The sequence below is a fragment of the Xanthomonas hortorum pv. cynarae genome (assembly GCF_002939985.1).
Taxonomy (GTDB): domain Bacteria; phylum Pseudomonadota; class Gammaproteobacteria; order Xanthomonadales; family Xanthomonadaceae; genus Xanthomonas; species Xanthomonas hortorum_D.
This window is the reverse complement of the sequence record NZ_MDFM01000006.1, coordinates 72,401-96,282: the sequence shown is the minus strand read 5'-3', so window position 1 is coordinate 96,282 and position 23,882 is coordinate 72,401. Positions and strand designations below refer to the sequence as shown.

The window sequence follows — 23,882 nt, the reverse complement described above, 5'->3', positions numbered from 1 at the left end:
CCCGCCCACCCTCGCGGGACACGCCGCAAGTACGTCCGTGTAGGCTCTTACGCGGCATCCATGCCGCGTAAGCTCCCGCGACGGTGGGCGGGCAAGGACCAGTCGAGATGGTCGGTATGCATGTTTTCAACAAAGCAGCCGACTAACTTTCTGGTGCGGTGTCCTCGCCGCTTGCGGGACCGTGTGGCGGCATGGATGCCGCCACCGAGCCTACATGGACGTACTTGCGGCGTGTCCCGCGAGCGGTGAGGGCAACGCGCCCTCGACCCGACTAGGCCTGTTGATCTGGACTTTTGACTGCAACCAACAAGATGCGACCAGCAAAACCACTGCGCTCACCGCCAGGCGGTCGCACGCTACATTTTGTTGGTCGCTCTAAACAAACCCGTGGCTGATCTTGGGCGCTGCGGCGGTCTCGTAATCCGCGTACGGGTCGTGCTCACCGGAGCCGCCTTCGGACAGGCGGAACTTCAGCGCCAGACCATCGCGCGAGTCGGCGGCGCGCAGCGCTTCCTCCTGCTCGATTTCGCCGGATTTGACCATGCGGAACAGGCATTGGTCGAAGGTCTGCATGCCTTCTTCCAGCGACTCTTCCATCGCCGCCTTGACCTCGTGCACCTGCCCGCGTCGCAGCAGGTCGCGAATCATCGGGGTGTTGAGCAAGACTTCGGTGGCGGGGCGGCGGCGTCCGTCCTGGCCCTTGACCAGGCGTTGCGACACCACCGCACGCAAATTCAGCGCCAGATTCATCAGCACGTTCTTGTGCGCGCTTTCCGGGAAGAAATTGAGAATGCGCTCGATGGTCTGGTCGGCGTTGTTGGAATGCAGCGTCGCCAGACACAGGTGACCGGTTTCGGCAAATGCAATCGCCGCCTCCATGGTCTCGGCATCCAGGATTTCGCCGATCAGGATCACGTCCGGCGCCTCGCGCATCGCGTTCTTCAGCGCGCTCTGGAAGGTGTGGGTGTCCAGGCCGACTTCGCGCTGGTTCACGATCGACATCTTGTGCTTGTGCAGGTATTCGATCGGGTCCTCGATGGTGAGGATGTGCCCGGTGGTGGTGCTGTTGCGGTGGTCGATCATCGAGGCCAGCGAGGTCGACTTGCCGGAACCGGTCGAGCCGACCAGCAGTACCAGGCCGCGCGGCGTCATGATGACGTCCTTGAGCACCTGCGGCAGGTTGAGTTCTTCGATGCTCGGGATCCGGCTGCGGATGGCGCGGATCACCATGCCCGCTTCGCCGCGCTGCTTGAACACGTTCACACGGAAGCGTCCGGCGTCGGGCAGCGAGATGGCCATGTTGAGTTCCAGGTCGCGCTCGAACTGCGGCACCTGGCCCTCGTCCATCAACGAGTAGGCGATTTTCTTGACCATCCCCGGCGGCAACCCCGTATTGCCGAGCGGGTAGAGCTTGCCTTCGATCTTGATGTACACCGGCGCGCCGGTGGTCAAAAACATGTCCGAGGCATTCTTTTCGGTCATCAGCTTCAGGAAGTAGCCGATATCCATGCGCAATGGTTCCCCAACAAACAGCAGCGTCTCGTTGCAAGTCCGCCGCAGGCTTCCGACAATGGCCGTGCTCGAGACTTCTCGCTACGGCTCCCCTAATGACGGCTAGCTTCGCATACTTGCGGCGATCCCTGTATGGCATCGCCTGTTTCATGGTTCTTTCCTCTCCCGCCGCCGCCCAGGTGGCACCGGAGCTCACCGCCGCCGAACAGGCCGTGCAACGCGCCACCCAGGCCGATGCCGACCAATACGCCCCCGATCTGGTCAATCTGGCCCGACAGGAATTGATGCAGGCCCAGCAGGCGCAACTGGACAAGCGCCAGCGCAAGCAGGTGCCGCAGATCGCCTTGCGCGCTGCTGCCGATGCCGATCTGGCCAAGGCCCGCAGCGAAGAAGCGGTGGTCACCGCCCAGCTGGAACAGCGGCGCAAGGAAGTGGCGCAGCTGCAGAACAGCCTCAACACCGGGGAGGGTGGCCGATGAAACTGCGTCCTCTTGTCTATATCGGTGTAATGAGCCTGGCCACACTGCCGTCGCTGGCCATGGCCGCCAAGGACGACCCGCAGGCCGACGCGCTCAACCGGCGCCTGGCCGCGCTGCAGAACGACCCGCAGACCAATGAGCTGGCCCGCTTCGAGCGGCTGCAGGCGCAGCAGATCGTGGCGGCGCTGGCCGAAGCCAAGCGGCGCGACCGCGACGAACTGGTATTTCTGGCCGACCGCCGGGTCGAAATCGCCGAACGCACCGCCCGCACCGCACTGGCACGGCGCGAGCTGGATCGGCTGGAAGGCACTCGCAACGACCTGCTGATCGAAGCCAGCCGCCGGGATGCCTCACGCGCCCGGCAAGAGGCCGAGCGTCTGCGCGTGCAGGCGCAGATCCAGGCCGAAGAGGCCGAGCGCATGCGACAGGCGGCCGAGCAGGAAACCCTGGCCCGCCAGGACGCCGAGCTGGCGCTGACCAGCGTGGCCGGCAAGCAGACTGCCAAGCTCAATGCGGCCCAGCAAAAAGCCGTGCAACTGGCGCACGAAGAAGCCGAACTGGTGTCCGGGGCCAAGTTGCCCTCCGCCAGGTTTGAACCCCGCGGCGAAGTGTTTTCGTTGGGTAGCGGCGCGTTCGGCGGCAAGACCGCGCTGTCTGGCGATGCTGCAGGGCAGGCCAAGGCGTTGGCCGAATATCTGAACATCGGCAAGAAGGGTCGGGTGAGCATTGTCGGCTTCGACAGCGATGCAGCCACGGCCAAGAAGCGGGCCGAAGCGGTGCGCGATGCGCTGGTCGCCGCCGGGGTGGCCAGTGCACGCTTGCAGGTCAGCGGGACCAAGGCTGCCGCCAGCAAGACGCGCGCTGCCGAGGTGGTCGTCTCGCCGTAATGCAAGTGGTTGGAAGTTAAGGTCTTTTAACCCGGGCATGACGCCCGGTTGAACCGCGGTCACTGATTGACACAGGGAACGGCAAAAGCAGCCGTTCTGGCCTTGAACCCCCTCCGCGACCGGCGTAGGGTCGTACTCCCGGGTAGCACTCCGCTGCCTGGAAGTACGGAGGGCCGGGCCAGTGACGCAAGGGCACGCAATAATGCAATTCGGTGGAAAGGTTGTCGGTTCCGCCAGTGCGCCTGCCATTGTGGTCCGCGAGTCTTCCATCCCCAAGCTGCGCCCCGTGCCATCCGTGGCCGGGGCGTTCTTGTTTTAAGTGAAGTAAGTGAAGGAGGTAACGCCATGTTCGAAGGGCAACCGCAGACCGAAATCGACGCATTGGTCAAGTCCGATCCCGAGTTCAAGCAGCTGTACCAACGCCACAAGCTCTTGAACAAGAAATGCATGGATGCCGAACTCGGGGTGCTCCCGATCGACGACGTGACCTTGGGCCAGATGAAACGCGAGAAATTGCAGGCCAAAGAAAAGCTCACCCGGATGTACGACCAGCTCACGCACTGATCCTTCCCCACATCCAGAACAAGTTCACCGCCGCGGGCGGTGGCAGCCTCCTCGTCGGCTCGCCACCGTCCGCGTCTTTATGTGTGCGGCCGTTGGAGCGGCGGCTGAGCACGCTCGTTCATAGGCGAGCGCGATCGTTTCCAGTCTGAATGAGCATTCCCCAGCCGTTCGTCGGATAATGGGCGGCCTAGCCCACGCGGCGCAGCGACGATATCCCGATGGCGATCCACTCCTCCGTACTCGAACTGATCGGCAACACGCCGATCGTCAAGGCACAGCACCTGGACACCGGCGTCTGCGAGCTGTTCTTCAAGCTGGAGGCGGCCAACCCCGGGGGATCGATCAAGGACCGTATCGGCCTGTCGATGATCGAAGCGGCCGAACAGCGCGGCGATCTGACCCCTGGCGCCACGCTGGTCGAAGGCACGGCCGGCAACACCGGCCTGGGCCTGGCGCTGGTGGCGCAGCAGAAGGGCTACAAGTTGATCCTGGTGGTGCCGGACAAGATGAGCCGCGAGAAGATCTTCAACCTCAAGGCCATGGGTGCCCAGGTGGTGCTGACGCGCTCGGACGTGGCCAAGGGCCACCCGGAGTACTACCAGGACCTGGCCGCCAAGATCGCCGCCGAGACGCCCGGCGCCTATTTCATCAACCAGTTCGGCAACCCGGACAACCCGGCCGCGCACGAATTCGGTACCGGCCCGGAAATCCTGGCACAGATGGACGGCAATCTGGACGCGATCGTGTTCGGTTGCGGCAGCTCCGGCACCATGACCGGCCTGTCGCGTGCGTTCGCCATCGCCTCGCCGCACACCGAGCTGGTGCTGGCCGACCCGGTGGGTTCGATCCTGACCCAGTACATCGAAGAGGGCACCGTCAGCGAAAAGTCCGGCAGCTGGCTGGTCGAAGGCATCGGCGAGGATTTCCTGCCGGATGTCTCCGATTTCTCGCGGGTCAAGAAGGCCTATTCGATCACCGATGCGGAAAGCTTCCATACCGCGCGCGAATTGCTGGCCAAGGAGGGCATTCTCGGCGGCTCGTCCACCGGCACCTTGCTGGCCGCGGCGCTGAAGTATTGCCGCGAGCAGACCACGCCCAAGCGCGTGCTGGTGTTCGTCTGCGATACCGGCAACAAGTACCTGTCCAAGATGTACAACGACTACTGGATGCTGGACAACGGTTTTCTGGAGCGCCCGCAGCACGGCGATCTGCGCGACCTGATCCTGCGCCCGTACAACAAGCGCGACACCGTGGTGGTGGGCCCGAAAGACCTGTTGACCACTGCCTATCAGCGCATGAAGTTGTACGACGTTTCGCAGCTGCCGGTGATCGACGACGGCGAGCTGGTCGGCATCGTCGACGAAAGCGACGTGCTGCTGCATGTGTACGGCGACGAGGCGCGTTTCCGCGACCCGATTTCCACCGCCATGGTCAGCAAGCTCGATCGTCTGGATGTCGCCTCCCCGATCGAAGCGCTGCTGCCGGTGTTCGACCGCGGGCAGGTCGCCATCGTCATGGACGGCAATCAGTTCCTGGGCCTGATCACCCGTATCGACCTGCTCAACTACCTGCGCCGCCGCGTGCAGTGATCGCATGCAGTGATCGGGTAGCGCCGCGCGCCCGGATGAGACGCGCGGCACCGGCCATTCAGACCTGCTTGTTACAATTCGCCACTTTTTCCGGGAACCTCCATGTCCAATCGCACCACAACCAGCCACGATAGCGAGCGCGAACTCTCGCTTGCCACGCTGGCGATCCATGGAGGACAGTCGCCGGATCCCAGCACCGGCGCGGTGATGCCGCCGATCTATGCGACGTCCACCTATGCGCAGTCCAGCCCGGGCGAGCACCAGGGCTTCGAGTACTCGCGCACCCACAACCCCACGCGTTTCGCCTATGAGCGCTGCGTCGCGTCGCTGGAAGGCGGCACGCGCGCGTTCGCGTTCGCCTCCGGCATGGCCGCCACCTCAACGGTGATGGAGTTGCTGGATGCCGGCAGCCACGTGGTGGCGATGGACGATTTGTATGGCGGCACCTTCCGCCTCTTTGAGCGCGTGCGTCGCCGCACCGCCGGCCTGGATTTCAGCTTCGTCGACCTGACCGACCCGGCCGCCTTCGAAGCGGCGATCCGCCCCGACACCAAGATGGTGTGGATCGAAACCCCGACCAACCCGATGCTCAAGCTGGTCGACATCGCCACCATTGCTGCCATCGCGCGCAAGCACGGCCTGCTGATCGTGGTCGACAACACCTTCGCCTCGCCGATGCTGCAGCGCCCGCTAGCGCTGGGCGCTGACATCGTCGTGCATTCGGCCACCAAGTACCTCAACGGCCACTCCGACATGGTTGGCGGCATCGCGGTGGTCGGCGACAATGCAGAACTGGCCGAGCAACTGGCGTTCCTGCAGAACTCCATTGGCGGCGTGCAAGGGCCGTTCGACAGCTTCCTCGCCCTGCGCGGCCTCAAGACTCTGCCGCTGCGGATGCGCGCGCATTGCGAGAACGCCCTGGCGCTGGCGCAGTGGCTGGAAACCCACCCCGCGATCGAAAAGGTGATCTACCCCGGCCTCACCTCGCACCCGCAGCACGCATTGGCGAAGACGCAGATGTCCGGCTTCGGCGGCATCGTCTCGATCGTCCTTAAGGGCGGCTTCGATGCGGCCAAGCGTTTTTGCGAACGCACTGAACTTTTCACCCTGGCCGAATCGCTCGGTGGCGTGGAAAGTCTGGTGAATCATCCTGCGGTCATGACGCATGCCTCCATTCCGGTCGAGCGCCGCGCGCAGCTTGGTATCAGCGATGCACTGGTGCGGCTGAGCGTGGGGGTTGAGGATGTTGGGGATTTGCGGGGGGATTTGGAGCGTGCGCTCGAGGCTTCCGGTTCTCCATGACGGCGTCTCCGCAACGTCAGGGCATCCTTGCCTTCTGGCGCACCGGGCTGGCTGGATTACATCTGCAGTCGTGGGTGCGTCAGCAGACTTGGCTGCAGCGCATCTATCGGGCGTTCCCGCAGCATTTGCGTGATCGCGTATCTGCTTCGCTGTCCGCTCGCTCCCTGACACAGACACGCTTTCAGCGAACAGAAGCCTGGGAGTTAAGTTCGAAAGACAGCGATGCGTCCCTGCGGTGCGCGAATGAGGACATTGCACCCGCGCTCGACGCCGCGATGGGAGTCAATATTCTCGGTTATATCCGCGGCGAGTTCGGATTGGCAGAAAGTGCCAGGATGTATTCACGCGCGCTGATCAATGCCGGTGTTCCTGTGTCGCTCTATGACTTGGATATGGGGTTGCCCCATTCCTGGCTGGACCGGAGCATGGATGCCTTCATTGATCAGCGAATGCCGCATCGGGTCACCATCGTGTTTGTTAATCCGGATTACCTGGAAGCCGCATTTGAGCAGGTCGGTCGCGCGCGGATGGATGGACATTACATTATTGCGTGCTGGTTCTGGGAGCTTGAAACGATACCAATGAATTGGATGAGCGCCATTGAGCTCGTGGACGAGATCATGGTTGCCTCACAGTTCATCGAGAATGCCTTCCGTCGAATTACCGATAAGCCGATCATGCGACTGCCTCTACCGCTGTCCGACTGGCGCGATAGTGGTTTGCAGAGGTCGGACTTTGGGCTGGATGTCGATAAGTTCGTATTTCTTTTTACTTTTGATTTTCATTCTTTCGTCACCAGAAAAAATCCTCAAGCTATTGTGCATGCCTTTCAACAAGCATTTCCACATGACCGTGACGACGTTCGTCTTGTTTTGAAGTCTAGCAACGGCCATCTGTACGCCGAGCAGATGCGTGAGCTCCTTACCCTTGTGGTGGGAGATTCACGCATCCTGCTGCGTGACGAGGTGATTGAGAAAGTACATGTGCGTGCACTTCAGCGATGCTGTGATGTCTATGTTTCGATGCACCGTGCGGAAGGCTTCGGATTGGGTCTTGCCGAGTGCATGTCGATAGGTAAGCCGGTGATCGCTACCGGATGGTCGGGCAACATGGAATTTATGACCGAGAGTAACTCCTGTCTTGTAGAGTACGATCTGGTCCCCGTTGCAGGTGGATACCCGGATTCGGACGGCACGCACTGGGCCGAGCCGCGAATCGCAAGTGCGTCTGACGCCATGCGCCGCCTTGCGGATGATCCTGCATACGCGCGCGCGCTCGGTGAGGTCGCAAAGAAAGATATCTGCTCGCAACTTTCACCAGGCAGCGTGGCGCGGCATCTGCTGGCAAAAATTGTGGAGGTCAATGAGGTCACGGACTGACCGCACAGGCAATGCATTGATCTCATGTCGGCATACAGCGGTTGGTGTTTATCCCGCTTCACGAAGATAGTAAAACATTCAGAGGTAGTAACGTTGGACATGATCAGGTCCGTATGGGCTTTCCGGTACTTCATCCTGTCATCGATCAGGAATGACCTGCGCGTCCGTTTTGTACGGAGCAAGCTGGGCGCGCTGTGGATGATCATCCATCCGCTCATGCAGGTACTGATCTTTGCGACGATCCTCTCCGAGGTCCTGGCGGCCAAGTTGCCGGGCGTCAACAACAAGTTTGCTTACGCGCTGTACCTGATGGCCGGAACGCTTTGCTGGACCCTGTTTGCCGAATGCATCGGTAAATGTGCTTCGTTGTTTGTGGATAACGGCAATCTCATGAAGAAGCAGGCCTTTCCCCGGATCTGTCTTCCGCTCATTGCCGGCGGTACCGTCATGGTCAACAACCTGCTGCTGTTCCTGGCGATCATCGTCGTTTTTGCCGTCTTGGGTCATACCTTGGGGCCGCAGGCAGGCTGGCTCCCGCTGTTGATGCTGCTGACGCTGGCATTTGCGATGTCGATCGGATTGCTGCTCGGGGTTTTCAATGTGTTCGTACGGGACATTGGGCAGGTGGTGCCAGTCGTCCTGCAGGCGTTGTTCTGGGTGACGCCTATCGTCTACACCATTGATATCCTTCCTGCGCAGACTCAGAAACTCTTCACGCTCAACCCGCTGTTCCCGCTTGTGAGCGCATATCAGGGGGTACTTCTTTACGGACGTTCCCCGGCGTGGATCGAGCTTATCCCTCTGATGCTGGCGACCCTCGTCTTGTGTGCCCTGTCGTTGGTGATTTTTCGCCGCGCGAGTGCCGAAATGGTGGATGCCCTATGAGCCCGGTGTTGATGGTTGAAGGGCTTGGGAAGTCCTACCGTGTCTGGGGTAGCGAGTGGCTGCGCGCTGCAAGTTGGTTCGGGTTGAAGGTCAAGCCGCGAGAGGAGCATTGGGTTCTGCGGAATGTCGGGTTTTCGGTCGTTCCGGGTGAGTCGATCGGGATCATGGGGCGTAATGGCGCTGGAAAGAGCACATTGCTCAAGCTGATCACAGGTACATCGCAACCCACCGAAGGGCGAATCATCCGGCATGGCCGTATCGCCGCAATTCTTGAGCTCGGCATGGGTTTCAATCCGGACCTGAGCGGCCGGGAGAATGCCAAACATTCTGCGGGGCTCATGGGTTACACATTGGAGCAAATCGATAAGGTATTGCCCGAGATACAGGAGTTTGCCGAAATCGGAGAGTACTTCGATGAGCCGGTACGCACTTACTCAAGCGGTATGCAGGTGCGCGTCGCATTTGCAGTGGCCACCGCATTTCGGCCCGATATACTCATCGTCGACGAAGCATTGTCAGTAGGCGACGCGTATTTTCAGGCGAAATGCTTCAAGCGCATTCAGTCTTACAAGGACGAGGGCATGACGCTCATCCTCGTCAGTCATGCGGTCGGAGATGTCGTTAAACACTGCGATCGTGCCATTCTGATCAAGGACGGTAGCGTTCACGCAGATGGGCCGTCGCGAGAGGTATCAAACCTTTATCTGGACGAGTTGTTCGGCAAGAAGCCTGCATCGCTTCAAGCGCAGGCAGATGACGCACCAAGCCAAATGCGCGCTGGCGATGAGGATATCTTCCATACACGGCCCTACTACAATACGGGCGAGCATCGTTGGGGACAGGGCGGCGCGCGAATTCTCGATTATGTCGTTGTCAGTGGTGGGGAGGAGTTTCCTGCTCGCGTGGAGAGTGGTGCCAGGACGGCATTTTACGTCAAGATCTCATTCGATCAGGATTTTGACAGCGTAGTTCCAGGGTTTTTGGTCAAGACACTCGAGGGTCTATTCCTTTACGGCACCAATTCCTTCCTTTCCAGTGAGGGGCGGGCCGGGATTTCAGTAAAGGCGGGACAGGTAATTGTCTGCAAGTTCAGCATGCCTCTCGACCTCAATGAAGCGAACTATCTGGTCTCACTCGGCATTTCCAGTGGTGACCCTCTTGTTGAGTTGACGCCGCTGGATCGTCGTTACGACGCCATCGTGCTGAACGTCGCAAGAGGGATGCAATTCTGGGGGATGATGGACCTCAAGGCCGATTTCGAAATCGTAGAAGCTTTGTCATGACGGCGTCAGAATCTACCATCACATCAGAGAACAACAGTCATGACTGAAACAACGCATATTGGCGCGCGGGTGGCCGCTCTGCCTGAGAAGTATCAGCCTATTTTCGGACACCCCGAGCTTTCGGAGGGAAGTTCGCGCGGCTGCGAAGACAGGTTTGTGCTGATTCGCGAATGTGCGCAACGGCTTCAGGGAGAGCTCGGCCGCCCACTGCGGGTACTGGATCTCGGCTGCGCCCAAGGATTCTTTTCCTTGAGCCTTGCGGCCGACGGGCATCGGGTTCACGGTGTGGACTTTCTGGATCTCAATGTCGATGTATGCCAGGCGTTGGCCCAGGAGCACCCGATGTTTGCTGCGTCTTTCGAGCATGGCACCGTGGAAGACGTCATCGCGCGGCTTGATCCAGACCAGTACGACCTTGTCCTGGGGCTTAGTGTCTTTCATCATCTGGTGCATTCTCAAGGAATTGCGCGTGTGGCTGGGTTATGCCGTAAGCTCTCCGAAGTCACGGATGCTGCGATCTTCGAGCTGGCATTGCGTGAGGAACCGCTGTACTGGGGGCCATCGCTGCCGCACGACCCCGCAGAGTTGTTGACCGATTATGCCTTCACTAGATTGCTGGCGAGGCAGGCAACCCATCTGTCTTCGATTTCCAGGCCGCTGTACTTCGCCAGCAGCAAATTCTGGTATGTGGGAGAGGCTTTCGGCAGATTTAGTTCCTGGTCGGGCGAGGCGCATGCGTATGGGCGCGGAACGCATCAGTACAGCAGGCGCTATTATTTTGGCGACAAGGTGTTCGTCAAGAAGATGACGATGGGCATCGGCGGGCGCGCCGAAATCAATTGGCAGGAATTCAATAACGAGGTCGAGTTCCTCAGAAATCCTCCTGCATCCTATCCCTCACCACGGCTTATTGCGGCCCTGGACGACGCATCGGATCTGTTTCTCGTCAGGGAGATGGCCAGCGGACGCCTGCTGTCGGAGTTGATCGACGATGGCTCTCCCTATGATCCGGATAAAGTTGTCTCTGAATTGCTCAAGCAATTGGTAATGCTTGAGCGCGCCGGTCTGTATCACAACGACGTGCGCTGCTGGAACGTTCTCATGTCGCAGGAAGGCAAGGCCATCCTGATCGACTACGGCGCCATTTCTGCCGAAGCTACCGACTGCTCCTGGCTGGGCGACTTGTTGTTGTCCTTCCTGATTACGGTCAAGGAGATTGTGCAACGTCAAATTGTTCCGGCCAGTCCCGGTCGGGAACCGGCGCTGGACTTCATGACGCTTCCGCCGCGTTATCGCAATGCATTTATCCAGGCATTTGGGAGTGACCAGGCGAGCTGGACGTTTGCAGAGCTCCAGGAGTGTCTGGCGCGTTCCGAATCCGTTGCATTGCATGCGCCCGAGTGGACATCGCTTTACAGCCACATGCAACAGGCGCTGCTGAGCTATAACACGCGCCTTGGAGCTCTCTACACCCAGAACGAGCATGGCCGCGTTGAACTTGCGGCACGCGCCTCCTTGATCGAGCGCATGCAGGTAAGTGCTCAGCAGGCTCAGGAAAAGCTTGCAACCTTTCAGCTGGAAGCGGAGACGGCCGATAAGCGCTATCGCGATCTGGAAAAGGCGAGTAGCCAACTGCAGGAATGGGCAAAAGACCTGGAAAAGCGCACTGCAGAAGCCGAGGACAGGGAGACACAGCTTAACGAGGGTCTGGCGGTTCGGGAGGCAGAGAACGCAAGGCTGGTATCGCAGATTTCAGTGATCGAGTCCGAGCTGGAAGAACGTCAACGGGTTCGTGAACTGTCGGAACTGCTTGCCGCTGACCTCAGTCGGTTGGTCGAAGAGCGCGATGGCATGCAGGTCAGCATGTCGGAGCTGGAGCGCGTCAATACGCAGCAGCAGTCAACCATCGACGAACTGCAGACAAAGATTGCTTCCCTGGTTCAGCGCGTCAACAGGTCGGAGAACTCCAATGCTGCCGACGCACGCAGGGTCAAGGAGCTGCAGATGGATCTATCCCATCGTTTGCAGGCACTTGAAGAGGCGCGTAGCCGCATTCGTGAGCTCGAGTTTGCGGTGGATACGCTGGAGGGGCAGATCGGAGAGCTTCACACGAGCCGCTCATGGCGTGTGACAGCACCTTTGAGATGGGTCACCATGAAGGTAACCAAGCGTGGTGGACCCGTTGTGGCCCATGCACCGCAGCGGCTGGAGCGCACCGAGCCGGTGCTTGCTGAGGACGAGGTGGCGACTCCCGCCGATGTAGCAATCGACAAGCAGCTGGCAGCGCTGGACCAGTTGGGCAGCCGGATCAGGAAAGCGAAGAAGTAAGGACAGGGATTGCTATGTACCAGCAAGGACATCATGAAGGGGAATGTAGGTGAAGAGAGTTATTGTGCTTGGCGCGCAAGTGCCGTTTGTCAGAGGCGGTGCAGAGCTGCTCAACGAAGAGCTGGTCAAGCAAATCAATCTGTGGGGTAAGCAGCGCCAAGTGGTCGCAGAGCTGGTGCAGTTGCCTTATAAGTGGTATCCGGAAACAGAAATTCTGTCCTCCATGCTGGCATGGAGGCTGTTGGATTTGAACGAAAGTAATGGTCAGAAAATCGACCTGTGCATCTGCACCAAGTATCCGACGTATGCTGCCTCGCATGCCAATAAGGCGCTTTGGCTCGTGCATCAGCATCGGGTGCTCTACGACTTGGAACGTACGCGCTTCGATCAGCCCCACCTGACCGCGAAGGATTCGGCGGTGCGTGATGCCCTGCGAGCTTCGGATCGGGAGCTGCTGGCGGAGATCGGGCCGCGATATACCATTTCTCAGACGGTTACCGACCGTCTGCAGCAGTACAGCGGTCTGGGCTCTGAAGTTCTTTATCCGCCGTCGAAGCTGGCGCCATTCATCACCTCGGGAGACTATGGCGACTACGTGCTGTGTATCGGTCGTCTTGAGTCGATGAAGCGTCCCGATCTGCTGATCCGGGCTGCAAAGCATGTCCCCCATGCGAAGGTGGTTATCGCCGGAACCGGTGCCAGCGAGTATGCCCACTCGCTGGCACCGCTGATCCACGAGCTTGGCCTGGCGGGTCGCGTCGAGCTTGCAGGCTTCGTGGAAGATGAGAAACTGCTCGAGCTGATTGCCAACTGCCGTGCGGTCTTCTATTCGCCGGTGGATGAAGATTACGGATTTGCGACGTTGGAAAGCTTCGCCGCCTACAAGCCGGTCATCACGGTGGACGATAGCGGTGAGGTGGGCAGAATCGTCGAGTCCACCGGTAGCGGTTGGGTCACAAGCCCAACGCCAGAGGCGATCGCTGAAAGCCTGCTTGATTGTTATGCGAAAGGACCGGCGCAACTTCGTTTATTGGCCGAGGCTGGTCAGCACATGAGTACCTCCATTACCTGGGATCGTGTGATAAGCAATCTGGTGGAGAGCCGGCTTTGAGTACGACGTTTCGCATCGCGATGGTTGGGCCGCATCCTCCGGAGCGCTCAGGCATTGCCGAGTACACGGCAGGCCTGTCGAATTTGCTGCGCAACCAGGGCGTGCAGGTCGATGCATTTACCCTGGACGATCTCACTCGCCTCGGAGTTGCCGTGGTCGTCGGCAGATTGCTTGAAGCCGATGCGATTGTTTACCAGATGGGAAACCACCCGGCGTTCCACGGCTGGATGCTGCCCTTGATGGCAGCAGCGCCGGGAATCGTGCATCTGCATGACCTTGTCCTGCATCACATGGCTGCCGGAGTGCTTAACGACGAAGGCCGTCTGCTTAACGGCGACTATCTTGGTCTGCTGGAAAAGTGGTGTTCGGTCACCGAGGTCCGGAGCGCTAGTCTGGCGCTTCGTAGTGGATCGCCTGTATGGAATCGGGAAGACGTGGTGCGTTTTCCGCTGCATCAAGTGGCCACCAAGCTGGCCACCGAGGTAGTGGTGCATTCACAGTATGCGGCCGATCGCGTCACCAGGGATTTCCCCTGGCTTCCCGTCACAGTGGTGCCGCAGCTGTACCCGGTCGTTGCTCCGCACCGCGTCCACGATGGCCTTCGCACCATCGCACTATTGGGTGGTGGACAGGCCAATCGCCGCTTTGACTGGGTCGTACAGGCATTGACGATGATCGACGCCGATCTGGATGAACCGATCACGCTGGAGATTGCCGGCCAGGTGGAAGCGGCCGTACTTTTACAGTTGGAAGCTCTTGCCGACCTGCGTAACGTGCGGTTGGTCAACCACGGTCATGTCGATGATGATCAGTTCTGGGAGGTCTTCGAGCGCGCGGATCTGATGATCGCGTTGCGCCAACCGACGATGGGCGAGGCTTCGGCAGTTGTGTGCAAAGCTATGCAAGCTGGCCTTCCAAGCGTCGTATCCGATCACGGGTGGTACGCGGAGCTGCCGGTTTCGGTCAAGAAGCTCGCGCCGGACACGCAGTGCCCGCAAGCCCTTGCCGCATTGCTGCGCCAACTGGCGCTTGACCCGGCAGCGTACGCCGCATGGGCCGAGGAGTGCTCTGATGCAGCGAGGCGGCCGGCGCTGGATCCGTATGTCGCCACCGAACAGTATGCGCGTCTGCTGAGACGGCATCGTGTCGTCTCCGACTTCAGGGACCAGGTTGCTGATGCAGTCGCGAGCCTGAAAGTCGAAATCGACTCGCCGCTTGTCGAAGAGCTGCATCGAATCGACGTGCTGAGCAGCCTGCGGGGGGACCGCTGGGTGAATCCAGCCCTGGCAGCATTAAAGGATCAGGAACTGGATTCGCATGCGCGTTTAGTGGGAGCAACAGTAGGACCCTATCCCTACAGTCAGCCGTTGCCGGAAGACGCCTTTCAGGGGCACGCTGCCGTTCCCGAGCAGGAGATGCTGGTTGCCCAACCATCCAGCATGGTCTCCTTGCGTGTCGAATTGACCAACAACAGCACGTACTCCTGGTTCAGTCCGCTCGGTCACGCACTGCGGCCGTTCGGTATTTACCTCGGACACTTCTGGATTCATGCCGAAACACCGACGGCAGTGACCGAACAGCCTCGTCATTTTATTTACGATGCGGTCGCGCCGATGTCTTCTGCAGTTCACGATCTCACCGTCCGCGCTCCGGCAGTTGCAGGCGACTATTATCTGGAGATTGATCTAGTCCAGGAGTCGGTCTGCTGGTTCAAAAGCCGTGGCTTCTCACCGGCCCGACTTCTCATTCGAGTAGAAGCCGCCCAAGATTGAGCGGCGTACTCATCCACCCCAGGTCCTTATCCATGAAAAACATTATGAAATCTCCTGTTTCCTTCGGCTCCGTTGCCGTCCTGGCGACGGTGATCGCATTCACTGGCTGCTCAAAAGCCCCAGAGGCAGAACAGCCAGTTAAAGCCGAGCCGCAGCCGGCTGCCCAGACCATCGAAGCTGGCGGCATGTCGACTCCGCTGACGCAAGATCAGGTTGGTGCACGCTACGCCATTGCCTCGGAGCCGGGACTGGTCAACAACGGCGAACTGGTACGGATTGCAGTGTCTGTCACCAATTCGAGCAAGGTCACCATCAACTCGAAGGGTACCTTGCCAGTCAACCTTGCAATCTCTCTGTTAGACAGTTCCGGCGCTGTATCGGCGAAGGATTTCATACGCGCTCAGCTTCCAGCTGATGGGATTCCTGCGGGTACCTCCGCCGAGGTGATCGCCGAGGTGCCCGCCCAGGCAGTTGTCGGAAAGAGCCTGCGATTTGGGCTGGTGCAGGAGGGCGTCGCCTGGTTCAGCGATTTCAAGATCGAGCCCCTCGACTACGGCCCGTTCACTAGCTGCGCCGATCAGGGCAAGCAGACGATATGCGGTGCGGGTGGGAAGCCGCTGTCAACGCGTTGAGCTGCACCGTGCGTCGGGCACAGCCCGATCCTGCATCGGCTCAAAGCCGGAACCAATACGTAAACAAGAGAATGTGTTAATGAAAACTGCGTTGATTACTGGAATCTCGGGTCAAGACGGCGCTTACCTGGCAGAACTGCTGTTGGACAAGGGTTACCGCGTATTTGGCACGTATCGTCGTACGAGTTCGGTCAATTTCTGGCGGATCGAAGAGCTTGGAATTGCAGCCCACCCTAACCTCAATCTGATCGAATACGATCTGACGGATCTAGGGTCGAGCATCCGTATGCTTGAAAGCACCGGAGCAACCGAGGTCTACAATCTGGCGGCTCAGAGCTTCGTGGGTGTGTCTTTCGATCAGCCGACCACAACGGCGCAGATCACCGGTATCGGTCCGGTCCACCTGCTGGAGGCGATCCGTCAGGTGAACCGGGATATACGGTTTTATCAGGCCTCGACTTCAGAGATGTTCGGCAAGGTGCAGGCGGTCCCGCAGATTGAAAGCACGCCGTTCTACCCACGCAGCCCCTACGGCGTCGCCAAGCTTTATGCGCACTGGATGACGGTGAACTACCGTGAGAGTTACGACATCTTTGGTTGCAGCGGCATCCTGTTCAACCATGAAAGTCCATTGCGTGGACGTGAATTCGTGACGCGCAAGATCACCGACTCGGTGGCCAAGATCAAGCTCGGCCTGCTGGACTGCATGGAGTTGGGCAACCTGGACGCCAAACGTGACTGGGGCTTTGCGCGCGAGTATGTGGAAGGCATGTGGCGGATGCTGCAGGCCGAGGAGCCGGATACTTTCGTGCTCGCGACCAATCGCACCGAAACCGTGCGCGATTTCGTCAGTATGGCGTTCAAGGGCGCAGGCATCGACGTCGAGTTCCGTGGAAAGGACGCTGAAGAGACTGCGGTGGACACTGCCACCGGCAAGGTGGTCATGCGCATCAACCCGAAGTTCCACCGCCCTGCAGAAGTGGAGCTGCTGATCGGCGATCCCGAAAAGGCGGCCCGCATCCTCGGCTGGAAGCCTGAGACCACGCTGGAGCAGCTGTGCCAGATGATGGTCGAGGCCGATCTGAAGAGGAACGAGCGTGGCTTCTCATTCTGACCTGACGGGCAAGCGGGTTCTGATCAGCGGAGCGTCCGGGTTCACCGGGCGCTACATGGCCCAGCAGCTCAAGGAACAGGGCTGCATGGTCGTTGGCGTCGGGACGCGTTCGAATGGTGCCGGCATGGGCGGTACCGACGAGTTCTGGCCGATGGATCTGCGCGACGCTGCCGACGTCGCTCGCGTCGTTGCGCAGGCCCGAGCCGACTACGTTGTGCATCTGGCGGCAGTGGCCTTTGTCGGTCATGGGGATGCCGACGATTTTTACCGGGTCAATCTGCTCGGCACGCGTAACCTGCTGCAGGCGCTGGCCGCAAGCCAACACCGCCCGGAGAGGGTGCTGATCGCGAGCAGTGCCAATGTCTACGGCAATGCAACCGAGGGCGTGATCGACGAGTCGGTCACGCCCGCGCCCGCGAACGACTACGCGGTGAGCAAGCTCGCCATGGAATATGTCGCCAGCCTGTGGCACGAGCGCCTGCCCCTGGTGATTGCCCGCCCATTCAACTATACCGGTGTCGGTCAGGCGACCAATTTCCTGATCCCCAAGATCGTTTCCCATTTCGCATCGCGTGCCTCTTCCATCGAGTTGGGCAACACCGAAGTGTGGCGGGATTTCGGCGATGTCAGATCGGTCGTACTGGCTTACCGCAAGCTCCTGCAGGCGCCTGCAGCCGAAGGGCAGATCGTCAATGTGTGTTCGGGCGTCGCCAATTCGCTAGGGGACATCATCAGGATCTGCTCGAAGATCACCGGCCACGACATCGACGTCCAAGTGAATCCCGCGTTCGTTCGGCAGAATGAAGTCAGGAAGTTGCTGGGCAGCAATGCCAGATTGCAGGAGCTGATCGGCGATTGGCAGAGTCTCGCGCTGGAGGACACGCTACGCTGGATGCTTGAAGCTGCCAGCGCCGAACAGTGAGCGCAATCGAAGAGCAGTGAGATCAATCGAGCTTCGGCCGGAAAATCCAGCCGAAGTCTCGCCTTGCGAATGCCTGGTATTTTTGTTCGGCGTTATCTTAAACGCCGATGCACCGGCGGCCGCAGAAGCCGCGCTAACTGAAAGGGGCAGGGACCGCACTGGCGATTGTGCGTCCCCGGCAGCTTATTTGTCGCAATCTGCCTTGCAGATTTCAAGACTGGTCAGCCCGAAGGCAAGCAGCCGCTGGTCAGCAGACATGCCGACCTGGGCGGGAGAGACCGGTGTTTCGTAGTTCAGGACGATATGCACCACCTCACCCGGCTGACGGGTTGTGACAGGAATCCGTAGTGTCAGCGGCATGGCTTGTGCTGCAGTGACACGGGTGTCGAGCGCCTGAACGCCATTGACCGTGGCACGGATGCGCAGCGCTTGCTGGGGGCCGGCCAGAAACGGGTTGCCACGCAGAATCACCGTTGTCCTGCCGACCGTCGTTGGGCTGACACGGTAGCGCAGCGATGAGCTTGTGCCTTCCGACCAGACACCCCATGCCTCGTCGGACGACCAGCCTTGTGTGAGCAGGCTGCGCAGCGAGGGGAGGGTGATGTTGGTAGCTGCCGCAGGCTCGGTGACCGCTGCGTCCTTGGCAGCCTCGACGCTTGCAGGCTTTGCACCACCTGGTAGACGGAAGACCACAACTGCGTCGTCTTCGCGCGTCATCGCCGGCGGCGCGCCAATGGCCTGTGTCCATTCGGCAATCACTTGCGCTCCTTGGTCGGCATAGCCGCGCTTGTCGATGTAGACAGCGTCGAAGCCGAAGCGACCGATCGCCTTGAGCTGTGCCGCAGCCGGTTGGGTCTCCAGATTCCGATAGAACAGGTCGCCCTCACGCCCCTTCATGCCCGCGTAGCTCCACTTCAGGTGCCGGGAGTGGACGAATCCCACCGCAAGGTCATATGCGTGCAAGCCATTCTTGGGCGGCACCTCCGGAAACGGCATGTAGGGCAACTGGTAAACCGCTGCACCAACAGGCAGGGCGGCTTCAATGCTGCGGATGAAACGCTTGTCCTGTTCGTACGCAGTGCGCGCGCTGGCTTGACACGGGCCGCATGCAGCCGAGGTCTGGTCCCAGATGCCGAAGACCAGCATGCCGGCGGCAGCGATGGAGGCGATGGTCATGCGGTGCCAACGCCCCACCTTGTCGGACAGCATCTGCACGGCGATGGCCACCGCAGCCAGCGTGCTGAACGTGATGAAGATGCTGGCCCGGTTCCAGCCGCGGATGGAGGGCGATACAACGTGCGCGAAGAGTGAGCCAAGCCCACCGATGGTCATGAATGCGAGAAGCACGCCAGAGAGTATCGCCAACAAGGCAATGCGTTCTTCGTTGCGCCGCTCGGACAGGCGCGCGAACGCGACCAGCGCCAGGATGGCAAGACCGAAGGAACCGATCAGGCCCAGGGAGGCAGTCGTGTTCTCGTTGATCAACGGTGTGCTGGCCATGTAGCTGGCCGTCACATTGGCCAGCTTCGGTAGCCTGTGGTCGGGCCGCGGCAGGATCAACTGCATCAACTTCACGCCGTAGATCTCGGACTCTGCCGGCGCGCGGGCCGCGACTTCCGGGTTGTGGCCGTTGATCCGCTCGTTGATCACGTTGGGTGCGACATTTGCCAGCGTGCCAAGCGCGAGGAAGAAAATGACGGGTGCTGCGAGGCGGGTGATGGACCCCCAGTTCTTCTGGAACAGCGCCATGAGGCACGCTGTTCCAATCAGGATCAGGCCGAATACCGTGTAGTAAACGCCGAAACAGCTCAGGACCAGGTACAGCACAGCAAGCGCGATCTTGCGTGCGGGTCGGGCGCTCCAGAAATCCAGCGATACGTCGGCGCGTGCAATCCGGATCGCGAGCATGAAGTAGATCGGGATGCCGAAATACCAGGTGTAGAAGATGTGCTGCAACCGCAGGAAATGGAACGGCGCCAGCGTAAAAAGCATGGCAGTGGTAAAGGACAGCGAACGACCGACGCGCAGCCAGCGCATCACCCAATATGCGGTCAGAAAGTTCGCCGCAAAGCCCAGCAGGAAGAACAGATTGAGTGCCGCGGCACTGCTGCCGGTCAGCATGCCGGCAAGCTTCAGGAACAGGAAGCTGCCGGAATCTGCTCCGGGATAATCCAGAAAGGAGGAGCCGAAGGGGAAGCCACTCCGGGCGTTCTCGAAGATCCATCCTTCCATCGCGCGCTGCGTCAGCCAGAGGCTGCTCAAGGCATCGCCGCTGTACGAGAGGGGGTAATCGAGCACGGGCAACAGGCCCGCCCGCCAGCCGACGACCAGGACGCTGCCTGCCACAACGGATAGTACGGCGCCTAATAGCAGGGGCAGCCATTCGGCCTTGATCAGGGGGCGGGCCGGCGTGGTATGGGGAAGTATGGTGCTCATGTAATCCACAGTTCAAGAAGGGATGCGCTGCGCAATCGGGTGCTGCAGGCATGTGCGCGGTGGGGTGAGGTTCTGCGCCGCGTCGGGTTGGCTCAGCTCAGCTCAGCTCAGTCCTGGGCGGAGTCGGTCTTGGGAGCCTGCAACAACAACTTGCTCAGAATGAACGACACGGGCAGTGTGACAACGATGGAGATCAGCGGACCGATTGCCGCCGGCACGCCCAGATGCCCTACGCTGACTTTCAGCGCCAATGCTCCAAGTGCGTATGTCACCAGATAGATGAGCGGAAACGCTGCAAACTTCAACCAACTGTGTTCAGCGCGAAAGACATAACGGGTGTTGATCAGGTAGCTGAGCAAGATGCCTGCACAGAAACTCGCAAAATAAGCCCACTGATAATGCATAAAGCGAAGGAGTAGCCAGTACAGCACCAAGGTCAGGCCGGTGTTGAGTGCTCCGCCCAGCAGGAAGCGGAGTGCTACAGAGACCAATGGCCGATGCCGCCGAAGCAGGGTATCGGCCTGTGGGGACTCATCCGCCCGCATTCGCCAGACTCTTGAAGGACGCGTAATCGCGGATGTACTCATCGGTGTCGTAGGGCTCGGACGCAAACACCAGCAGCACGGCGTCCTTGGAATACTTGTACTGCGTGCCCCAGATCATCGGCGGCAGATGGATGCCCTGGTTCGGCGAGTTGAGTTCGACATCAATGCGGCGCGTACCGTCGTCCGCGAGCACCCTGACCGAACCGGAGACGCAGACGAGAAACTGATGGCAGCGCTTGTGCGCATGCTCGCCACGGGTTTCCTGTGTAGGTACGCCGTAGACAAGAAAGTACCGCCGCGCATTGAAGGGCAGGAAGCTGTCGAAGTCGCCGACCGACAGGGACCCGCGCATGTCGGCAAAGCTGGGCATCTGGTAAAGCTTGACGCCGGGAACCACGGTATCGGTGATGCCCTGGCCGGCGGGCAGTGGAGCCGTCTTGCTCGCATCCTTGTCGGACACGTAACCCACGATGCGCGCAGGATTGCCAACCACGATCGCATTGGGCGGTACCGAGCGCGTGACCACCGCACCAGCGCCGATCATCGCGCCACTGCCGATGGTGGTGCCGGCCAGAATGGTCGCGTTGGCGCCAATCGAAGCGCCCGATTCCACGACGGTGCCGAGGAACTTCTCGGGATACACCCGGCTGCGCGGGAACAGGTCGTTGGTGAAGGTGGCGTTGGGGCCCACGAAGACATCGTCGCCCAAGCGCACGCCGTCCCATAGTTGCACGCCGCATTTGATGGTCACACGATCGCCGACCACAACGTCGGACTCAATGAATACGCCATCGCAGACATTGCAGTCGCGACCAAGGCGGGCGCCAGGCAGCACGTGGGCAAATGCCCAGACGCGGGTACCCTCGCCGATGGTGTCACTCTCGCAAAGAGCATTGGGGTGCACGAAATGACTCACGGATTATCCTTTTCGAAGTTTTCGACCGACTGCATGATCGACAGCGGACGTGCCTTGGTATTTTCGAACGCATGCCAGGCGTAGGTACCCACGATACCCAGGCCCAATGAATTGAGTGCGCCAAAAAAGAGAATGGTCAGGATGGTCAGGGTATAGCCTGGTACTGCGACCAGTCCGGAAAACTTAGCTGCCAGCACCAGTGCCCCGAGCAGCGCGGTAAATGCCAGTGCAATCAGGCCCAGCGCCGTCAGCATGCGGACCGGCAGGTCGGTGAAAGCAAAGACGCTGTCGGACAGATACCGCAGTTTCTTGCTCAAGGTCCAGGCGCTCTTGCCGTGCTGCCGCTCGCGCCGCTGATAACTGACAAATTCGCGCTTGCCGCCCAGCCAGAATAGTTGCGCAAGCAGGCTGGAGTGGGCTTCGTTCAACAGCAACAGCCGTTCGAGGAAGCCACGGCTGACAGCGAAAATATCCACGCCCCCCTTGGGAATGTCCTTGATGACCATCCGCCGGTAGGTTGCCCAGAACAAGGTCGACGCCAGCTTCGAGGCAGCCGGATCGCTGCGTGCTTCGCGCACGCCAAAGGCCACGTCGTAGCGTGCGTTGGCATAGCGCTGCCAGAAGTCGATTACCAGCGTGGGGGGTTCTTGCAGATCTGCGGCCATGACCGCCGTCAGCTCCCCAGAGCTGAGCTGTAGCCCGGTACGGATTGCCGGAAATGCGCCGAAGTTGCGGGTCAGCGTTGCCAGTTGCGAACGGAACGCGCAGCCAGGCAACCTTGCGCGCAGCAAGGCGTAGCTACGATCAGGGCTGCCGTCCACTACGAAAACCGCTTCGAAATCCCCATCCACGCTCCGTGCGATGAAGTCGACAGCCTGTAGCAGGTCGTCGATCGAACCCTCATTGCGATAGATCGGGACAACGAGGCTGAGGGAGGGTGGCCGCACGTCGCTCAGAACCGGTTGCATGCATCGATGACCTGGTCGACTTCTTCGTCGGTCAGCTCCGGGAAGCAAGGCAGCGTCATCACGCACGCCGCATCGGCTTCTGTGTTCGGTAGCACCACCGACTCAAAAGCGCCCTCATGGCAGGGCTGGCGATGGTCACACAGCGGGTAGTGGACGTCGGTCTGCACACCGGCCGCCTGCAGATGGGCGCGCAGTGCCTCGCGCTCGTCGCAGCGCACCACGTACAAATGGGCCACATTGTCTGCCCCTACCACGCCAGCTGCTGCAATCTTCGGGTTGGACAGCCCTCGGGCGTAGCGGTTGGCTATGTCCCGGCGGCGTTGGTTCCAGCCATCCAGCAGCACGAGCATGTGCCGCAGCATCGCGGCCTGCAGCTCGTCCAGGCGGCTATTGCGACCGCCGCGCAGACTGTTGGTGTACTTGGCCGTCCATCCATACTGGCGCAGCTGTGCCGCACGGGTGGCCAAGGCGTCATCGCTGGTCACGATGGCGCCGCCATCGCCCAGGGCGCCCAGATTCTTGGTCGGGTAGAAACTGAAGGACGAAATATCGCCGAAGCTGCCCGCGCGGCGGCCATTGCGTTCTGCGCCATGCGCCTGCGCGCAATCCTCTACCACTTTGATGCCGCGTGCCTGACAGAGCGCGACGATGGCCTCGATATCGGCCAACTGTCCGTACAGGTGGGTCACGATCACGGCTTTGGGGGGTGTGCCACCCGCCAGCGCAGCCTCCAGCGCGGTCACGGACATCAGTCCCGTGCCTGCACCTGTATCGACGAAAATGGGCGTCGCGCCACACGCCAGAACGGCGCTGGTACCGTACATGGCAGCATTGGCCACCACCGCAACCTTGTCACCTTGGCCCACGCCCAGCGCCTTCAAGGAGAGCTCAAGGGCGTCGGTGCCATTGGCTACGCTGACACAGTGAGCGGCGCCACAATAGCCCGCGAACTCCTGCTCAAAGGCCTTCACGTTCGGGCCGAGGACGTAGTAGCCGCTGGCGATGATGCTGCCGGCGATCTGAGACAGCGTGTCCTGCAAGGGAGCGATGTGGCGGGATAGCGAGTTAACAGGAATCAGAGCGTCCATGGGATCCGCAGAGTTTGAGTAGATGTGCAAGTTGGAATGACGTGCCGCCTAGTGTTGAAGCACCGTTGTACTGAATCTTTGAACCAGACGATGCCGTCTGGTTCCAGGTGGCTACCGGGTTGATTTCTAACAGTTCTGGTGGAACGTTGTCTGGGTTCTTCAAGCTGCGG

Annotated in this window: 20 protein-coding genes; 14 read left to right on the top strand and 6 right to left on the bottom strand. The window is 60.2% G+C overall.

Annotated elements, in window-relative coordinates; translation table 11 throughout:
* Positions 1–375: 375 nt before the first annotated feature.
* Positions 376–1,509 carry a PilT/PilU family type 4a pilus ATPase gene (locus tag XcyCFBP4188_RS05980; protein ID WP_006449645.1) on the bottom strand — a complete coding sequence of 378 codons (1,134 nt, stop codon included), beginning with the start codon at positions 1,507–1,509 and terminating at the stop codon, positions 376–378.
* A 98-nt stretch (positions 1,510–1,607) separates the two neighbouring features.
* Here XcyCFBP4188_RS05980 and XcyCFBP4188_RS05975 point away from each other — a divergent pair, with 98 nt between their 5' ends.
* The 14 genes from XcyCFBP4188_RS05975 to XcyCFBP4188_RS05910 all read left to right on the top strand — a co-directional run bounded on the left by XcyCFBP4188_RS05975 (position 1,608) and on the right by XcyCFBP4188_RS05910 (position 17,759).
* Positions 1,608–1,991 (top strand): DUF4398 domain-containing protein, encoded by a 384-nt coding sequence (locus XcyCFBP4188_RS05975; protein WP_006449646.1) that lies wholly within the window; start codon positions 1,608–1,610, stop codon positions 1,989–1,991.
* The gene (locus XcyCFBP4188_RS05970) at positions 1,988–2,878 is read left to right on the top strand and encodes an OmpA family protein (RefSeq protein ID WP_006449647.1); all 891 of its coding nucleotides are present in this window, start codon (positions 1,988–1,990) and stop codon (positions 2,876–2,878) included. Before XcyCFBP4188_RS05975 ends, XcyCFBP4188_RS05970 begins: the two co-directional genes overlap by 4 nt.
* A gap of 345 nt (positions 2,879–3,223) precedes the next feature.
* Positions 3,224–3,442, top strand: a complete 219-nt coding sequence (locus XcyCFBP4188_RS05965; protein ID WP_002814034.1) for an HP1242/YdcH family protein — start codon at positions 3,224–3,226, stop codon at positions 3,440–3,442.
* Positions 3,443–3,660: 218 nt separating this feature from the next.
* Positions 3,661–5,031, top strand: a complete 1,371-nt coding sequence (locus XcyCFBP4188_RS05960; RefSeq protein ID WP_104591786.1) for a pyridoxal-phosphate dependent enzyme — start codon at positions 3,661–3,663, stop codon at positions 5,029–5,031.
* A 102-nt stretch (positions 5,032–5,133) separates the two neighbouring features.
* Positions 5,134–6,333 (top strand): cystathionine gamma-synthase, encoded by a 1,200-nt coding sequence (locus XcyCFBP4188_RS05955; RefSeq protein WP_006449649.1) that lies wholly within the window; start codon positions 5,134–5,136, stop codon positions 6,331–6,333.
* Entirely contained in the window at positions 6,330–7,712 is a 1,383-nt protein-coding gene (locus XcyCFBP4188_RS05950; protein WP_074056615.1) for a glycosyltransferase family 4 protein, read from the top strand. Before XcyCFBP4188_RS05955 ends, XcyCFBP4188_RS05950 begins: the two co-directional genes overlap by 4 nt.
* Positions 7,713–7,811: 99 nt before the next feature.
* Complete coding sequence (locus XcyCFBP4188_RS05945) at positions 7,812–8,597, top strand: ABC transporter permease (protein ID WP_074056616.1); 786 nt, start codon at positions 7,812–7,814, stop codon at positions 8,595–8,597.
* Positions 8,594–9,880, top strand: coding sequence for an ABC transporter ATP-binding protein (locus XcyCFBP4188_RS05940; protein ID WP_074056617.1), 1,287 nt, complete (start codon positions 8,594–8,596; stop codon positions 9,878–9,880). Before XcyCFBP4188_RS05945 ends, XcyCFBP4188_RS05940 begins: the two co-directional genes overlap by 4 nt.
* 39 nt (positions 9,881–9,919) lie before the next feature.
* Positions 9,920–12,208 (top strand): methyltransferase domain-containing protein, encoded by a 2,289-nt coding sequence (locus XcyCFBP4188_RS05935; RefSeq protein ID WP_104591785.1) that lies wholly within the window; start codon positions 9,920–9,922, stop codon positions 12,206–12,208.
* Positions 12,209–12,257: 49 nt separating this feature from the next.
* A complete protein-coding gene (locus XcyCFBP4188_RS05930; RefSeq protein ID WP_104591784.1) occupies positions 12,258–13,319 on the top strand; it encodes a glycosyltransferase family 4 protein in 1,062 nt (353 codons plus the stop codon).
* Positions 13,320–13,339: 20 nt separating this feature from the next.
* Entirely contained in the window at positions 13,340–15,091 is a 1,752-nt protein-coding gene (locus XcyCFBP4188_RS05925; RefSeq protein WP_074056620.1) for a glycosyltransferase, read from the top strand.
* A gap of 32 nt (positions 15,092–15,123) precedes the next feature.
* The gene (locus tag XcyCFBP4188_RS05920) at positions 15,124–15,723 is read left to right on the top strand and encodes a glycosyltransferase (protein ID WP_074056621.1); all 600 of its coding nucleotides are present in this window, start codon (positions 15,124–15,126) and stop codon (positions 15,721–15,723) included.
* 79 nt (positions 15,724–15,802) lie between these two features.
* Complete coding sequence (gmd, locus tag XcyCFBP4188_RS05915; RefSeq protein WP_074056622.1) at positions 15,803–16,837, top strand: GDP-mannose 4,6-dehydratase; 1,035 nt, start codon at positions 15,803–15,805, stop codon at positions 16,835–16,837.
* The gene (locus XcyCFBP4188_RS05910; RefSeq protein WP_074056623.1) at positions 16,821–17,759 is read left to right on the top strand and encodes an NAD-dependent epimerase/dehydratase family protein; all 939 of its coding nucleotides are present in this window, start codon (positions 16,821–16,823) and stop codon (positions 17,757–17,759) included. The genes gmd and XcyCFBP4188_RS05910 overlap by 17 nt, the downstream gene beginning before the upstream one ends.
* Positions 17,760–17,942: 183 nt before the next feature.
* Here the strand turns inward: XcyCFBP4188_RS05910 and XcyCFBP4188_RS05905 are convergent, their stop codons facing one another.
* The 5 genes from XcyCFBP4188_RS05905 to XcyCFBP4188_RS05885 all read right to left on the bottom strand — a co-directional run bounded on the left by XcyCFBP4188_RS05905 (position 17,943) and on the right by XcyCFBP4188_RS05885 (position 23,712).
* Positions 17,943–20,195 carry a sugar translocase gene (locus tag XcyCFBP4188_RS05905; RefSeq protein WP_104591783.1) on the bottom strand — a complete coding sequence of 751 codons (2,253 nt, stop codon included), beginning with the start codon at positions 20,193–20,195 and terminating at the stop codon, positions 17,943–17,945.
* A 107-nt stretch (positions 20,196–20,302) separates the two neighbouring features.
* A complete protein-coding gene (locus XcyCFBP4188_RS05900; RefSeq protein ID WP_104591782.1) occupies positions 20,303–20,740 on the bottom strand; it encodes a GtrA family protein in 438 nt (145 codons plus the stop codon).
* Positions 20,727–21,656 (bottom strand): WxcM-like domain-containing protein, encoded by a 930-nt coding sequence (locus XcyCFBP4188_RS05895; RefSeq protein WP_104591781.1) that lies wholly within the window; start codon positions 21,654–21,656, stop codon positions 20,727–20,729. The genes XcyCFBP4188_RS05900 and XcyCFBP4188_RS05895 overlap by 14 nt, the downstream gene beginning before the upstream one ends.
* The gene (locus XcyCFBP4188_RS05890) at positions 21,653–22,624 is read right to left on the bottom strand and encodes a glycosyltransferase family 2 protein (RefSeq protein WP_074056627.1); all 972 of its coding nucleotides are present in this window, start codon (positions 22,622–22,624) and stop codon (positions 21,653–21,655) included. Before XcyCFBP4188_RS05890 ends, XcyCFBP4188_RS05895 begins: the two co-directional genes overlap by 4 nt.
* A complete protein-coding gene (locus tag XcyCFBP4188_RS05885; protein WP_104591780.1) occupies positions 22,609–23,712 on the bottom strand; it encodes a DegT/DnrJ/EryC1/StrS family aminotransferase in 1,104 nt (367 codons plus the stop codon). The genes XcyCFBP4188_RS05890 and XcyCFBP4188_RS05885 overlap by 16 nt, the downstream gene beginning before the upstream one ends.
* Between the last annotated feature and the right edge of the window lie 170 nt (positions 23,713–23,882).

What these genes read in the sequence shown, in the direction of transcription:
- XcyCFBP4188_RS05980 (WP_006449645.1), bottom strand. Translation starts at nt 1,509, where the DNA reads ATGGATATCGGCTACTTCCTGAAGCTGATGACCGAAAAGAATGCCTCG.
- XcyCFBP4188_RS05975 (WP_006449646.1), top strand. Translation starts at nt 1,608, where the DNA reads ATGACGGCTAGCTTCGCATACTTGCGGCGATCCCTGTATGGCATCGCC.
- XcyCFBP4188_RS05970 (WP_006449647.1), top strand. Translation starts at nt 1,988, where the DNA reads ATGAAACTGCGTCCTCTTGTCTATATCGGTGTAATGAGCCTGGCCACA.
- XcyCFBP4188_RS05965 (WP_002814034.1), top strand. Translation starts at nt 3,224, where the DNA reads ATGTTCGAAGGGCAACCGCAGACCGAAATCGACGCATTGGTCAAGTCC.
- XcyCFBP4188_RS05960 (WP_104591786.1), top strand. Translation starts at nt 3,661, where the DNA reads ATGGCGATCCACTCCTCCGTACTCGAACTGATCGGCAACACGCCGATC.
- XcyCFBP4188_RS05955 (WP_006449649.1), top strand. Translation starts at nt 5,134, where the DNA reads ATGTCCAATCGCACCACAACCAGCCACGATAGCGAGCGCGAACTCTCG.
- XcyCFBP4188_RS05950 (WP_074056615.1), top strand. Translation starts at nt 6,330, where the DNA reads ATGACGGCGTCTCCGCAACGTCAGGGCATCCTTGCCTTCTGGCGCACC.
- XcyCFBP4188_RS05945 (WP_074056616.1), top strand. Translation starts at nt 7,812, where the DNA reads ATGATCAGGTCCGTATGGGCTTTCCGGTACTTCATCCTGTCATCGATC.
- XcyCFBP4188_RS05940 (WP_074056617.1), top strand. Translation starts at nt 8,594, where the DNA reads ATGAGCCCGGTGTTGATGGTTGAAGGGCTTGGGAAGTCCTACCGTGTC.
- XcyCFBP4188_RS05935 (WP_104591785.1), top strand. Translation starts at nt 9,920, where the DNA reads ATGACTGAAACAACGCATATTGGCGCGCGGGTGGCCGCTCTGCCTGAG.
- XcyCFBP4188_RS05925 (WP_074056620.1), top strand. Translation starts at nt 13,340, where the DNA reads ATGGTTGGGCCGCATCCTCCGGAGCGCTCAGGCATTGCCGAGTACACG.
- XcyCFBP4188_RS05920 (WP_074056621.1), top strand. Translation starts at nt 15,124, where the DNA reads ATGAAAAACATTATGAAATCTCCTGTTTCCTTCGGCTCCGTTGCCGTC.
- gmd (WP_074056622.1), top strand. Translation starts at nt 15,803, where the DNA reads ATGAAAACTGCGTTGATTACTGGAATCTCGGGTCAAGACGGCGCTTAC.
- XcyCFBP4188_RS05905 (WP_104591783.1), bottom strand. Translation starts at nt 20,195, where the DNA reads ATGAGCACCATACTTCCCCATACCACGCCGGCCCGCCCCCTGATCAAG.
- XcyCFBP4188_RS05900 (WP_104591782.1), bottom strand. Translation starts at nt 20,740, where the DNA reads ATGCGGGCGGATGAGTCCCCACAGGCCGATACCCTGCTTCGGCGGCAT.
- XcyCFBP4188_RS05890 (WP_074056627.1), bottom strand. Translation starts at nt 22,624, where the DNA reads ATGCAACCGGTTCTGAGCGACGTGCGGCCACCCTCCCTCAGCCTCGTT.
- XcyCFBP4188_RS05885 (WP_104591780.1), bottom strand. Translation starts at nt 23,712, where the DNA reads ATGGACGCTCTGATTCCTGTTAACTCGCTATCCCGCCACATCGCTCCC.